The organism is Pseudomonas sp. NPDC090752 (genome assembly GCF_055584805.1).
Genome location: NZ_JBVJLI010000002.1, coordinates 357866 through 370788 on the forward strand (window position 1 = coordinate 357866; position 12923 = coordinate 370788).

Genomic DNA, 12923 nt, shown 5'->3' on the forward strand with positions numbered 1-12923 from the left:
CATGAGCGAAAATCAAACGTACGATTCCTCCAGCATCAAGGTGCTGAAAGGTTTGGATGCCGTGCGCAAGCGTCCCGGCATGTACATTGGCGACACCGATGACGGTAGCGGCCTGCACCACATGGTCTTCGAAGTGGTCGACAACTCGATCGACGAAGCCCTCGCCGGGCATTGCGATGACATCACCGTCATCATCCACACGGACGAATCCATCAGTGTGCGCGATAACGGTCGCGGCATTCCGGTCGACGTGCATAAAGAAGAAGGCGTTTCTGCGGCCGAGGTCATCATGACTGTGCTGCACGCCGGCGGTAAGTTCGATGACAACTCCTACAAAGTTTCCGGTGGTCTGCACGGCGTAGGTGTTTCCGTAGTGAACGCCCTGTCCGAGAAGCTGGTGCTCACCGTTCGCCGAAGCGGCAAGATCTGGGAACAGACCTACGTGCACGGTGTTCCACAGGCGCCTATGGCTGTTGTGGGTGAGAGCGAAACTACGGGTACTCACATCCACTTCAAGCCATCAGCTGAGACTTTCAAGAATATCCACTTCAGCTGGGACATTCTGGCCAAGCGTATTCGCGAACTGTCGTTCCTCAACTCTGGCGTTGGTATCCTGCTGAAGGACGAGCGCTCGGGCAAAGAAGAATTCTTCAAATATGAAGGCGGCCTGCGCGCCTTCGTTGAATACCTGAACACCAACAAGACGCCGGTCAACTCCCAGGTGTTCCACTTCAACGTGCAGCGTGACGACGGCGTAGGTGTTGAAGTCGCACTGCAGTGGAATGACAGCTTCAACGAAAACCTGCTGTGCTTCACCAACAACATTCCGCAGCGCGACGGTGGTACTCACCTGGTCGGTTTCCGCTCCTCGCTGACCCGTAGCCTGAACAGCTACATCGAGCAGGAAGGCCTGGCCAAGAAAAACAAGGTCGCCACCACCGGTGACGACGCCCGTGAAGGCCTGACCGCGATCATTTCGGTCAAGGTACCGGACCCCAAGTTCAGCTCGCAGACCAAAGACAAACTGGTCTCCTCGGAGGTGAAAACCGCCGTGGAACAGGAGATGAACAAGTACTTCGCCGATTTCCTGTTGGAAAACCCCAACGAAGCCAAGGCCGTGGTCGGCAAGATGATCGACGCTGCCCGTGCCCGTGAAGCGGCGCGCAAGGCGCGTGAGATGACTCGCCGTAAAGGCGCATTGGACATCGCCGGCTTGCCGGGCAAACTGGCTGACTGCCAGGAGAAGGACCCCGCCCTTTCCGAACTCTACCTGGTGGAGGGTGACTCCGCGGGTGGTTCGGCCAAGCAAGGCCGTAACCGCCGTACTCAGGCGATCCTGCCGCTGAAGGGCAAGATCCTCAACGTCGAGAAAGCCCGTTTCGACAAGATGATCTCGTCCCAGGAAGTGGGCACGCTGATCACCGCGCTGGGCTGTGGCATCGGCCGCGAAGAGTACAACATCGACAAGCTGCGTTATCACAACATCATCATCATGACCGATGCTGACGTTGACGGTTCGCACATCCGTACCCTGTTGCTGACTTTCTTCTTCCGTCAGTTGCCGGAGCTGGTCGAGCGTGGCTACATCTACATTGCCCAGCCGCCGCTGTACAAGGTGAAGAAAGGCAAGCAGGAGCAGTACATCAAGGACGACGAGGCCATGGAAGAGTACATGACCCAGTCGGCCCTCGAAGATGCCAGCCTGCACCTGGACGAATCGGCGCCAGCCGTTTCCGGTGTGCAGCTGGAAGCCCTGGTTAACGAATTCCGTAGCGTGATGAAGACGCTCAAGCGTTTGTCGCGTCTGTACCCAGAAGAGTTGACCGAGCACTTCATCTACCTGCCGGAAGTTACCCTGGAGCAGTTGGGCGACCACGCCGTCATGGAAAGCTGGTTGGGCAAGCTGCAGGAGCGCCTGAACAACAGCCAGAAGTCTGGCCTGGTGTACAAGGCCAGCCTGCGCGAAGACAAGGAGCGTAATGTGTGGCTGCCGGAAGTGGAAATCACCTCCCACGGCCTGGCCAGCTACATCACCTTCAACCGCGACTTCTTTGGCAGCAACGACTACCGTACGGTAGTCAACATTGGTGCCAAGCTGTCCAGCCTGCTGGGCGAAGGTGCTTATGTGCAGCGTGGTGAGCGTCGCAAGGCGATTGTCGAGTTCAAGGAAGGCCTGGACTGGCTGATGAACGAGACCACCAAGCGGCACACCATCCAGCGATACAAAGGGCTGGGTGAGATGAACCCGGACCAGCTGTGGGAAACCACCATGGATCCGACCGTGCGCCGTATGCTCAAGGTGACCATCGAGGACGCGATCGCTGCCGACCAGATCTTCAACACCCTGATGGGTGATGCGGTTGAGCCACGTCGCGAGTTCATCGAAAGTAACGCCCTGTCGGTATCGAATTTGGACTTCTGATCCGCTGTATATCGACAGTCATTGATAAGCCCGCGCAAGCGGGCTTTTTATTGGCTAAAGGGTGCGCCCTCTCATCGCGCATCAAGCGCCAAGCGCTTTCAGGCGCCGATAAAGCGTGCGCTCACTCATGCCCAGGTGGCGTGCCAATTCACTGCGTGGTCCTTGGAATCGCGCGAGCGCCTGTGCCAGATCACTCAGGTCGCGTGTCTTGCCCAAACCAGGGGGTTGCGGGCCGAGGTCTTCCGGCAAATGCTCAGGTCGGATCACCCCGTCATCGGTAAACAGCCGGGCCCTTTCCAGGATGTTACGCAGCTCACGGATATTGCCCGGGAATGGATGCAGTGCCAATTGTCGCAGGGCAGCGTCAGTCAGGGCCGCGGGCGGCATGCCAGCCATGCGCTGCAACAGGCTCTGCGCAAGCAACGGCAGATCCTCTACCCTTTCGCGCAATGCGGGTAGACGAATCGGGAAGCCGCTGATGCGGTAATACAGGTCTTCGCGGAATGTGCCCTCTGCAACCATCTGCTTGAGTGGTTTGTGCGTTGCAGACACCAGGCGGAAATCCGCATGCACGGTGCGCGTGCTGCCCACTGGACGGAAACTACCGGACTCGATCAGGCGAAGCAGTTTGACCTGCATCGCCAACGGCACTTCGCCGATCTCGTCGAGGAACAGTGTGCCGCCGTGAGCGGCTTCGGCCAGTCCGATCTTGCGCTGATTGGCTCCGGTGAACGCCCCCTTCTCATAGCCGAACAATTCGCTCTCGAACAGCGACTCGGTCAGTCCAGTGCAGTCGACCACCACCAGTGGGCCGTTGGCCCGTGGGCTGCCCATATGGAGCGCCCGAGCGAACAGCTCTTTGCCGGTACCGGATTCGCCCTGAAGCAGTACCGGAATCTGCGCGGGGGCCGCACGCTGCAGGCTGGCCAGCGCCGTCTTGAACGCTGGTGCGCGGCCGACCAGGCCTTGTTGCGCAGGCTGCGCCGAAGCCAGGGTAATGGTGGTCAGGCGTTCGACAAAGGCTATCACCCTACCTTGTTCATCGAGGATTGGCCGCAGTTCCACATCCACATGCTCAGGCCCGCGCGGCGTGTGATGGATGTGCAGCACACGTTCCGGCAACTTGCTGTCCCATGCCTTGCGCAATGGGCAATGCTCGCCGGCCTGGTCGCAAGGCACGGCGTAGTGATGGGAAACGCGATGGCATTTCTCACCTAGCGGCGCCTGATCGTCGCGGCCGAACTGTCGGCGATAAGCGGCATTGGCGGCGAGGATGTTGTAGTCGGTGTCCAGCACGATGGAAGGCAGTACATCGTGTTCGAGGTAGGAAACCAGAGCTAGGATGAGGGAATGGGATTCAGGCATGACGGCACCGGTGGATTTACCCGGCGCAGCGTAACAAGGACTGCCAAACACTGCCATTGGCTGACAGTCGACTGCCACCCTAGCTGACAGCATGCCAGTCATTCGGCAGCACCTGCCGCATTTGCGGGGCCTGGCCAGGGGAAATTGCTGGCATGCATCTTGATAAACCACGTGTCACTGCCTACGCCTGTACAAGGCGCGGTGGATTATTTGGAGAACGTGATGATCATCGGCAACAACCTTCAGGTGGAAGCCTTCTTCGACGAGGCGACCTCGACCATCAGCTACCTGGTACTGGATTGTGAGACCCTTCACTGCGCGTTGATCGACAGCGTGCTGGACTACGATCCAAAGTCGGGCCGCACCAACACCGCTTCAGCTGACCGGTTGATCGAACGGGTGCAGGCCCTGGGTGCGAAGGTGCAGTGGGTGCTGGAAACCCATGTGCACGCCGACCACCTTTCGGCTGCGGCCTACCTCAAGGATAAACTCGGTGGCCATACCGCCATCGGCGCCGAAATCACCAAGGTGCAGAAAACCTTCGGCGCGTTGTTCAATGCCGAGCCGGGCTTTGCCCGTGATGGCAGCCAGTTCGATGTGTTGCTGACGGATGAGGAAGGCTTCTCGATCGGTAATCTGCATGCCCGAGCCTTGCACACACCGGGACACACTCCCGCCTGCATGAGCTACCTGGTAACGGATGCGGGTGAGCAAGCGCTGTTCGTTGGCGACACCCTGTTCATGCCCGACTACGGTACCGCACGCTGCGACTTCCCCGGTGCCGACGCGCGTACCTTGTATCAATCGATCCGCCGCCTCTTGGCCTTCCCTGACCAGACCCTGCTGTTCATGTGCCACGACTACCTCCCCGGCGGGCGCGACATGCAGTACGTCACCACCGTGGCCGAGCAGCGCGCCAGCAACATCCACATCCATCAAGGCATCGACGAGGACAGCTTCGTGTCCATGCGTGAAGCCCGCGACAAGACCCTCGACATGCCCGTGCTGATCTTGCCCTCGGTGCAGGTCAACATGCGCAGCGGCCATTTCCCGGAGCCCGAAGCGAACGGCGTGAGTTACCTGAAGATCCCGCTGAACAAACTCTGACTGCCCTGCCCTACATAACCAGATTCCCAGGATTTACTGCCATGCCTGCCTCGTTGTCCCCTGCCAATTCCGACCATCACAAGGTGGTCATCATCGGTGCCGGCGCCGCCGGGATCGCCACGGCTTCCAGCCTTATCAAGCGTGACCCTTCATTGGACATCGCGCTGATCGACCCCGCCGATGTGCATTACTACCAGCCCGGCTGGACAATGGTCGGTGCTGGCGTGTTCAAGGCGCCAGGCACTGCTCGCACCCTGGCGTCGACCATTCCCCGGGGTGTGCGCTGGGTGAAGGCGCGGGTGCAGGGCTTCGACCCCTCGGGCCAGTTGGTTCTGTTGGATGACGGCCGCTCCATCAGTTATGAACAGTTGGTGGTCTGCCCTGGCCTCAAGCTGGATTGGGCGGCTATCGACGGGCTCAGCGAAACCCTCGGCCGCAATGGCGTGACCTCCAATTACCGCTATGACTTGGCGCCCTATACCTGGGAGCTGGTGCAAAATCTCAAGCAAGGTCGCGCCCTGTTCACCCAGCCGCCCATGCCGATCAAATGTGCCGGCGCACCGCAGAAGGCGCTGTACCTGTCCTGCGACCATTGGTTGCGCAAGGGGCGGTTAGGTGATGTCAAAGCCAGCTTCTTCAACGCCGGCGCCGTGCTGTTCGGCGTATCCGACTATGTGCCCGCGCTGATGACCTACATCGACAAATACGCGGTGGATCTCAACTACAGCCAACGCCTGGTCGCGGTGGATGGCCCGAACAAGCGCGCGTCTTTTGTCCGTACCCTGGCCGATGGCAGCAGAGAAACCCGCATCGAAACGTTCGACATGCTGCACGTGGTACCCCCGCAGGTTGCGCCGGACTTCATCCGCAAAAGCCCGCTGGCCGATGCCGCCGGCTGGGTCGATGTGGACCCGCACACGCTGCGCCATCGCCAGTTTGCCAATGTCCACGCCCTTGGCGACGTCGCCAGCACCAGCAATGCCAAAACTGCCGCTGCTGCACGAAAGCAGGCACCGGTGGTCGCCAACAACGTGCTGGTGGCATTGGGCAGGTTGCCGACCCTCGCCCATTACGACGGTTACGGCTCCTGCCCGCTGACGGTCGAGCGCGGCAAGATTGTCCTCGCTGAGTTCACCTATGGAGGTAAGGTCGCGCCGAGCTTTCCACGCTGGCTGCTTGATGGCCGCCAGCCGACACGGCTGGCTTGGCTACTCAAGGCGCGGGTGCTGCCACCGTTGTACTGGCAGGGCATGCTCAAAGGCCGTGAATGGCTGGCACGCCCGCAGACGTTAGCCGAGGGCGTGCAGTGATCGAACAGCAATTGCTGGGTGCCGGGTTGGGAGCAATCATTGGCGCGGTGCTGGCGCTGACAGGCGCGGGTGGCGGCATCCTCGCAGTGCCGCTGCTGGTTTTCGGCCTTGGCTTGTCGATGGTCGAAGCGGCACCGATCGGCCTGCTTGCCGTGGGTCTCGCTGCAGCTGTGGCGGCGATACTTGGCTTGCGCCAAGGGTTGGTGCGCTATCGCGCTGCCCTCTTCATCGCCCTGATCGGCATCGGCGCAGCGCCGTTCGGGCTGATGCTCGCACATCGGCTGCCCAACACCCCTTTGGCCTTGGTGTTCGCTGGGGTGCTGGTGTATGCCTGTTTGCGCATCTGGCGCAAAGCGACGAGGGAGTTGCGCGGAGAAAACAATGACGCACACCGCTTCATCGAACCCTGCGTGCTCAACCCGTTGCAGGGCCGTTTGCGCTGGACCTTGCCTTGCGCGAGAGCCCTGGCCATGACCGGCGCAGTGTCGGGGTTGTTGTCCGGTTTGCTGGGTGTGGGGGGCGGCTTCGTGATCATTCCCGCCTTGAACCGCTACACCAACCTGCGCATGAAAAGCATCGTCTCGACCTCGCTGGCGGTGATCGCCCTGGTGTCTACGGGTAGCGTGGTCAGCGCCAGCCTGGCCGGGGTGATGCACTGGCAAGTTGGTGCGCCCTTTGCCGTGGGGGCGGTGCTAGGCCTGTTGCTGGCGCGACCTCTGGCGAGCAAGCTGGCCGGTCCCCGCCTGCAGCAGCTGTTCGCGGTGGTCGGCTGCAGCGCTGCCCTGTTGCTGGCCGGCAAGGCGCTACTCGGCTAACAGCTCATCCTGTTCGGCGGCGCACAGCGCCAGCAGGTAGTCCCAGACTACCCGCAGGCGCACCGATTTGTGCAGCTCGCGACGGGTGCAGATCCAGTAGCTGCGCTGGATGGTTTCGCTGGGCAATACACGCACCAGCGTTGGGTCGTGGCGGGCCATGTAGTTGGGCAGCACGGCAATGCCCAGGCCGGCGCGCGCAGCGGTTTGCTGGGCGATCACGCTGGTGCTGCGAAAGGCCACGCTGGGCGTGCGGCAGAAACTGTTGAGGAACAGCAGCTCCTGGCTGAACAGCAGGTCGTCGACGTAGCCGATCCAGCTATGGCGCGCCAGGTCTTCACGGCTATGCAGCGCAGGTGCCCGGTCCAGGTACGCCTGGCTGGCATACAGCGCCAGTCGGTAATCGGTGAGTTTGCGGGTGATCAGCAGGTCGGCATTGGGCCGTTCGAGGTGAATGCTGATTTCCGCTTCGCGGTTGAGAATGCTGACGAAGCGCGGTACAGCGACCAGCTCCACTTCCAGCCCCGGGTAGCGCTCGAACAGCGCGTTCATGCGCGGGGTGAAGAACATGATGCCGATGCCTTCGGTGACGCCCAGCCGGATCTTGCCCAGGGGGGTGATGGCCTGGGTAATTTCTTCCTGCGCCAGCAGCGCGACATTCTCCATGGCTTCGGCGTGCTTGAGCAGCGCCTGGCCGGAGGGTGTCAGCTCAAAGCCTTGGGCGTGCTGCACGAACAATGGGGTGCCCAGGCTCTTCTCGATGCTTTCGATATGACGGGCGACCGTGCTGTGGGTGGTGTTGAGGCGCTTGGCGGCACTGAGCAGGCGGCCGCTGCGCTGCAACTCCAGGAAAAACCGCAGATCATTCCAGTCGAACATGCATCCATTCCCTGTTTGTCGCTGTGCTAAAACGCACAGCAGCTGCGCGAAAACTCGTGTTCCCACAGCGAAATTACTCACTAAGATGGATCGGAACAAGAATAAAAATCAGGCGCGAGGTTGCACATGCCATCAGCCGATTCTGTGTTCGACTACGTGGTCGTTGGTGCCGGTCCTGCCGGATGCCTGCTGGCCAATCGTTTGTCCGCCGATCCTTCCTGTCGCGTCTTGCTGCTCGAAGCGGGTGGCCGCGACAACTATCCCTGGATTCACATCCCTGTCGGTTACCTCTACTGCATCGGCAACCCACGCACTGACTGGTGCTTCAAGACCGAAGCGCAAGCCGGCCTGGGTGGTCGTAGCCTGGGTTATCCACGGGGCAAGGTGCTGGGTGGCTGTTCGTCGATCAACGGCATGATCTACATGCGTGGCCAGGCGGCGGACTACGACACCTGGGCTGCGCAAGGCAACGACGGCTGGGCCTGGAAGGACGTGCTGCCCCTGTTCAAGGCCAGCGAAAAACACTTTACTGGCGACAGTGAGCACCACGGCGGCGCGGGCGAATGGCGGGTCGAGCGCCAGCGCTACAGCTGGCCGATCCTCGATGCCTTCCGCGATGCCGCCGAGCAGAGTGGTATTGCCAAGGTCGACGACTTCAACACCGGCGACAATCTGGGCTGTGGATATTTTCAGGTCAACCAGCGCAGCGGCGTTCGCTGGAACGCCTCCAAGGCTTTCCTGAGGCCTGTGGACAAGCGCCCCAACCTCACCGTGTTGACCGGCGTACAGGTAGACCAGGTGTTATTGAACAACACCCGCGCCCGCGCCGTGAAAGCGCTTTGGCAAGGCGCATGGCATGAATTTGCTGCGCGCCGCGAGATCATCCTTTGCGCTGGCGCTGTGGGCTCACCTGGCATCCTCCAGCGTTCCGGCATCGGCCCGCGCCCGCTGCTGGAAACCTTAGGGATAGGCGTACGCCACGATATGCCCGGTGTCGGCGGCAACCTGCAAGACCACCTGCAATTGCGCCTGATCTATCAGATTCGCAATACCCGCACCCTCAACCAGATGGCCAACAGCCTGTGGGGCAAGATGGGCATGGGCCTGCGTTACCTCTACGACCGCAGCGGCCCGCTGGCCATGGCGCCGAGCCAGCTTGGGGCGTTTGTACGCTCCAGCCCCGAGCAGGCCACCGCCAACCTGCAATACCATGTCCAACCGTTGTCGCTGGAGCGCTTTGGCGAGCCGCTGCATCAGTTCCCTGCGTTCACTGCGTCGGTGTGCAACCTGCGTCCGGTAAGCCGTGGACGCATCGACATCCGCAGCCCCGACATGAACAGCGCGCCGCTGATCGACCCCAACTACCTCAGCGATCCACAAGACCTGCGCGTTGCCGCCGATGCTATCCGTATCACCCGGCGCATCGTCCAGGCCCCTGCCCTCGCCGCTTTCGACCCACAGGAATACCTGCCCGGCCCTGCCCTGCAGACCGAGCAAGACCTGTTCGACGCCGCTAGCAAGATCGGCACCACCATCTTCCACCCGGTCGGTACCTGTCGCATGGGCAGCGGCCCGCTGGACGTTGTGGATAACCAACTGCGCGTGCATGGCATCCCCGGCCTGCGCGTGGCGGATGCCTCGATCATGCCGCAGATCACCTCCGGCAATACCTGTTCACCGACACTGATGATCGCCGAGAAGGCGGCACAACTGATCCTCAAAGGAGCCGCAGCCAAGACCTACCTGAACGAAGACGCGCTACCGACGCCCTGACCGGGTGCGTGCAGTACCGGCAGCTCGCGGTCAGACGCTGCCGACAGTGGAACAAAAAGAATAATCACTGTGGCCTGCGGGCCGAGGACAGCAACGATGTCGGATTACATTCAAGAGCAGGGTGCGACGGCGGCCAGCCCCAGTCGTCGTGAAGAACGAAAGATCATTTTCGCGTCATCCCTCGGGACGGTTTTCGAGTGGTATGACTTTTTTCTCTACGGCGCGTTGGCCGCGGTTATCAGCAAGCAGTTCTTTGCCGGTGTGAACGACACCACCGCCTTCATCTTCGCCTTGATGGCCTTTGCCGCCGGCTTCCTGGTGCGGCCCTTCGGTGCGTTGGTGTTTGGCCGCCTGGGTGACATGATCGGGCGCAAGTACACCTTCCTGGTGACCATTGTGCTGATGGGGCTTTCGACCTTCGCCGTCGGCCTGTTGCCCACCTATGCGAGCATCGGCATCGCCGCGCCGATCATCCTGGTGATACTGCGCATGCTTCAGGGCCTGGCACTGGGCGGTGAGTACGGTGGTGCAGCCACCTATGTGGCCGAGCACGCGCCCCACGGCAAGCGCGGTTTCCACACCGGCTTCATCCAGTCCACCGCCACCCTCGGCCTGCTGTTGTCATTGCTGGTTGTGCTGGGCAGCCGCTACATCAGTGGCGATCAGTTCGAAACCTGGGGCTGGCGCCTGCCGTTCCTGCTGTCGATCGTGTTGCTGGCGATATCTACCTGGATCCGCATGAGCATGCACGAGTCGCCAGCCTTCGTGAAAATGAAGGCCCAGGGCAAGATCAGCAAGTCGCCGATCCGTGAGTCGTTCACCTCCTGGCCCAACCTCAAGGTGGTGCTTACTGCGCTGTTCAGTATCAACGCGGGCCAGGCCGTGACCTTCTATACGGCGCAGTTCTATGTGCTGTTCTTCATGACCCAGATGCTCAAGATGGATCCGGCCCAGGCCAACACGCTGCTGATCATCAGCGTGGTGATCGGTGCACCGTTCTTCGTGTTCTTCGGCTGGCTGTCCGACCGGATCGGTCGCAAGCCGATCCTGATGCTCGGCTTGCTGCTGGCGACGGTGCTGTACTTCCCACTGTTCAAGGCGCTGAGCCACTACGCCAACCCGCAGATCGACGCGGCCAGCCGCCAGGCGCCGATCGTGGTCACCGCTGACCCGCAAGGCTGCACCTTCCAGTTCGACCCGGTCGGCAAGGCGCGTTTCGACAGCCCTTGCGACAAGGTCAAGACCTTCCTGGTCAAGCAGGGCCTGCCGTACAGCTCGGTGAATGTGGCCGGCAGCCAGGTGGTGGTGAATATCGGTGACAAGAGCATCAATGGCTTCGACGAAGCGGCCATGCGCTCGGCGATCGAACAGGCCGGTTACCCGGCCAAGGCAGATCCAGCGCAGGTCAACCAGGTGATGGTGGTGGTGTTGATCGTAGCGATGATCCTGATCGCGACCATGACCTACGGGCCGCTGGCGGCAGTGATGGTCGAGCTGTTCCCCACGCGGATCCGCTACACCTCGATGTCCCTGCCCTACCACATCGGCAACGGCTGGTTTGGTGGCTTCCTGCCCACGGTGTCGTTCGCGCTGGTGGTGTACACCGGGGACATCTTCTACGGCTTGTGGTACCCGGTGCTGGTGACCGGCATCAGCCTGGTGGTGGGAATCTTCTGCCTGAAAGAAACCAAGGATGTGGATATCGACAAGGTTTGATGATGTCCTGAAGCCATAAAAAAACCGGCTGTAAAAGCCGGTTTTCTTATGCCCTGAAAAAACTTATGCACGTTTTTCAGAAAAATGTCATACGTGGAAATAAACAGCTAATTCAAACACTTAGCCTTCACTTCAGGCATCGCGCAAAAAAACTGCTAACAAGTTATCCACAGAACGTCAGGCAATCTGCTCCTGCGGTTTTTCGTCCACCGGTGGCAGCGAGCCCAGGGCCCGTTGGGTGGCTTCATTCCAGGCAGCGGCACGGTCGTTGAGCTCGGCAATGGCGCGAGGGCCGGTGCCGTTGGCATACATCGGCTCACCGATTACCACCTCGATGGTGCCCGCGCGTTTGCCCCAACCGGTTTTCGGCCAGAATTTGCCAGCGTTGTGCGCGATCGGCAGCACCGGCAGCCCGGCATTCACTGCCAAGGCGGTTCCCCCGCGGGAGAACTTGCCCACTGTGCCGAACGGCACCCGGGTGCCTTCCGGGAAAATCAGCACCCAGGTTTTCTGCTTGAGCAGTTCGTCACCCTTGCTGGCCACCTGGCGCAGTGCTTCCTTTGGGTTGTCGCGGTTGATCGCGATCGGCCGCAGCATGGCCATGGCCCAACCGAAGAACGGCACGTACAGCAGCTCGCGTTTGAGCACTTGGCTCAGGGGCGAGAAGTACTGGGACAGGAAGAACGTCTCCCAGGTGCTCTGGTGGTTGGACAGGATCACGCAGGGCTCACTCGGCACATGCTCGGCGCCGGTGATCTTGTAATCGATGCCAAGGACCGTGCGGCTCAAAAACAACGCACAACGACACCAGTACACGTTGATGAATTTGTAACGCTTAGGGAACGACAAGAAGGGCGCGACAAAAAAGCTCAGCGAGCACCAGAGTAGCGAACTGGTGCCCAGCAGCAGGTAAAAAAGAAAGATTCTGATCGCCTGCAGGATCGACATAGTGGCATGTACCGTTGCGGGGCGTGCCCGCCTGAGAAAATGCGCCCGTAGGCGCATCGTTTAAATTAGTTCTCTGGCGATAGCTGCCAGATCGTCGAAAATCAGTGTAGTTTCCGCGACGCCCTTTTCCAGAGTTCGCTCGCCCTTGCCGGTTTTCACCAACACGGGTTGTGCACCGACGGCCAGGGCGGCCTCCAGGTCACCTTTGCTGTCGCCGACGAACCATACGCCGCGCAGGTCCGCCTGGTAATGGTCGGCGATTGCCCGCAGCATGCCGGGCTTGGGCTTGCGGCATTCGCAACCCTCGTCCGGCCCATGCGGGCAATACACGATATGGCCGACTTCGCCGCCCTGCTCGGCCACCAGCGTGCGCAGGCGCGCATGCATGGCTTCGAGGGTTGCCAGCGAGTAGTAGCCACGGGCAATGCCGGACTGGTTGGTGGCCACGGCCACCGTCCAGCCAGCCTTGCTCAACTGCGCGATGGCCTCGATCGAGCCGGGGATCGGGATCCACTCCTCCAGCGACTTGATGTAGGCGTCGGAGTCTTGGTTGATCACCCCGTCACGATCGAGAAGCAGCAGTTTCAAGGC

10 protein-coding genes are annotated in these 12923 nt (G+C 60.9%); 6 read left to right on the forward strand and 4 right to left on the reverse strand.

Annotation, left to right across the window (positions count from 1 at the left end):
* Position 1 precedes the first annotated feature (1 nt).
* Entirely contained in the window at positions 2-2422 is a 2421-nt protein-coding gene (gyrB, locus tag ACZ6YA_RS04650; RefSeq protein WP_465895791.1) for a DNA topoisomerase (ATP-hydrolyzing) subunit B, read from the forward strand.
* Between the two features lie 81 nt (positions 2423-2503).
* On the opposite strand, the gene ACZ6YA_RS04655 is transcribed toward gyrB, so the two are convergent.
* Positions 2504-3787 carry a sigma-54 interaction domain-containing protein gene (locus ACZ6YA_RS04655; protein ID WP_465895792.1) on the reverse strand — a complete coding sequence of 428 codons (1284 nt, stop codon included), beginning with the start codon at positions 3785-3787 and terminating at the stop codon, positions 2504-2506.
* A gap of 222 nt (positions 3788-4009) precedes the next feature.
* Here ACZ6YA_RS04655 and ACZ6YA_RS04660 point away from each other — a divergent pair, with 222 nt between their 5' ends.
* From ACZ6YA_RS04660 to ACZ6YA_RS04670, 3 genes are read left to right on the forward strand one after another with little or no spacing between them, the layout of a single operon-like run.
* Entirely contained in the window at positions 4010-4894 is an 885-nt protein-coding gene (locus tag ACZ6YA_RS04660) for an MBL fold metallo-hydrolase (protein WP_465895793.1), read from the forward strand.
* Positions 4895-4935: 41 nt separating this feature from the next.
* A complete protein-coding gene (locus ACZ6YA_RS04665) occupies positions 4936-6204 on the forward strand; it encodes an NAD(P)/FAD-dependent oxidoreductase (protein ID WP_465895794.1) in 1269 nt (422 codons plus the stop codon).
* Complete coding sequence (locus ACZ6YA_RS04670) at positions 6201-7019, forward strand: sulfite exporter TauE/SafE family protein (RefSeq protein ID WP_465895795.1); 819 nt, start codon at positions 6201-6203, stop codon at positions 7017-7019. Before ACZ6YA_RS04665 ends, ACZ6YA_RS04670 begins: the two co-directional genes overlap by 4 nt.
* Here ACZ6YA_RS04670 and ACZ6YA_RS04675 read toward each other — a convergent pair.
* On the reverse strand, positions 7008-7895 hold the full coding sequence (locus tag ACZ6YA_RS04675; RefSeq protein WP_465895796.1) for a LysR family transcriptional regulator: 888 nt from the start codon (positions 7893-7895) through the stop codon (positions 7008-7010). The genes ACZ6YA_RS04670 and ACZ6YA_RS04675 overlap by 12 nt on opposite strands.
* A 126-nt stretch (positions 7896-8021) precedes the next feature.
* Between ACZ6YA_RS04675 and ACZ6YA_RS04680 the strand changes: the two genes are divergently transcribed.
* Both ACZ6YA_RS04680 and ACZ6YA_RS04685 read left to right on the forward strand, forming a co-directional pair.
* A complete protein-coding gene (locus ACZ6YA_RS04680) occupies positions 8022-9668 on the forward strand; it encodes a GMC family oxidoreductase (RefSeq protein ID WP_465895797.1) in 1647 nt (548 codons plus the stop codon).
* A 96-nt stretch (positions 9669-9764) separates the two neighbouring features.
* Complete coding sequence (locus tag ACZ6YA_RS04685; protein WP_465895798.1) at positions 9765-11384, forward strand: MFS transporter; 1620 nt, start codon at positions 9765-9767, stop codon at positions 11382-11384.
* Between the two features lie 177 nt (positions 11385-11561).
* On the opposite strand, the gene ACZ6YA_RS04690 is transcribed toward ACZ6YA_RS04685, so the two are convergent.
* The gene (locus ACZ6YA_RS04690) at positions 11562-12332 is read right to left on the reverse strand and encodes a lysophospholipid acyltransferase family protein (protein WP_465895799.1); all 771 of its coding nucleotides are present in this window, start codon (positions 12330-12332) and stop codon (positions 11562-11564) included.
* A gap of 60 nt (positions 12333-12392) precedes the next feature.
* Positions 12393-12920, reverse strand: a complete 528-nt coding sequence (gene gmhB / locus ACZ6YA_RS04695) for a D-glycero-beta-D-manno-heptose 1,7-bisphosphate 7-phosphatase (RefSeq protein ID WP_465895801.1) — start codon at positions 12918-12920, stop codon at positions 12393-12395.
* Between the last annotated feature and the right edge of the window lie 3 nt (positions 12921-12923).